General features: G+C 46.5%; 1 protein-coding gene. It reads left to right on the top strand.

Annotated elements, in window-relative coordinates:
• A partial coding sequence (locus AC1DWN_RS34030; protein ID WP_477563230.1) for a DeoR/GlpR family DNA-binding transcription regulator occupies positions 1-751 on the top strand: 751 nt, incomplete at its 5' end.
• Positions 752-1211 lie beyond the last annotated feature (460 nt).

Genomic DNA, 1211 nt, shown 5'->3' with positions numbered 1-1211 from the left:
CACGTCAGATTTATCCGAGAAGCTGAAAGTTTCGGGAGAGATGACCCGCCGGTATCTGGAAGAACTGGAGAAGGAGAAACTTCTGAAGCGGATCTACGGCGGTGCGGTCAAAGTTAATGTCTCTAGAGAGGAGCTTCCACATCTTAACCGGGAAGTCGTGCGTGCTGAGGAGAAGAAGAAAATAGGTCTGGCGGCGTCCTCCTTGATAGAAGACAATGATGTCGTCTTCGTCGATGACGGTTCCACACCGATGCAGGTAGTTTACTACCTACAGGATAAGCAGAACATTACAGTAGTCGTCTATTCATTTGATTTGCTACGTCTAATTATGGATCTGTACGGTAAGGGATTGTTTAGCGGTCACATCTATTTGCTTGGGGGCCGGGTGCTGCCCCGGTATTCTAGGGTTGCCGGCGGAATGGCGGAGACGATGGCCGAAAATTTCCATGTCGACAAGGCACTCATATCGGTGGACGGATTTACGATTGATAAGGGCATCACGGGCTTTGATCTGGAGCGAGGTTATCTGCTGCGCAAAGTGGCGAGTACCGCCAAGCTGACCGTCGTCATGACGGACCATACGAAGTTTGGTAATAGCTGTCCCTATAAAATATTGGATCTGAAAGATATCGACGTCATCGTCACCGATGTCCCCCAACCGTCGCAATGGATGCCCCATCTGGAGCAAAGAAGCATCACCTGGATCAATGCCATGGCGGAAAAGCCGGGGAAAGGAGAGCTGTTCATGTAGATCAGATCGGCCTTTCCGGTCTGCACTTGCTCGGCAAGTGGTTCCAAGCTAGTACAGAGTCTTTAGTTGTCCTCGCTCGACTTAGGTAAGTTTGAATAGCTCATGTTGGATTCTCCTGTAAATGATGGTGGTGAAGTTACTTCCATTTTACACGAATCCACACATGGGCCTTTTGTTTTTTTTAGCTGTCGCACAATGCCGATTAAGCTGTCATTTCTATTGATAGGTTTCATTATAGGATCAACGGAAAATTTGCTTTCATAGGTTTATATGATACGATTTTGGATGAGGCAAGCAATGGTCTGGATTTCCTATCATAGGAGAATCGGTTCACAAGTAGTAATGGAGCTGGTATCACAGCCTAATATACCAATGATTCTCAATGTGACGCATTATATAAAAGAAACACTACCAGTCTTTAGTCATACGTTAGAATCGTGCCTGGTTGTCTGTCCATTAT

It is taken from the genome of Paenibacillus sp. P4_A7 (assembly GCF_056402455.1).
Note: the sequence above shows the minus strand (reverse complement) of the source record. Positions and strands in the feature narration are given on the sequence as shown.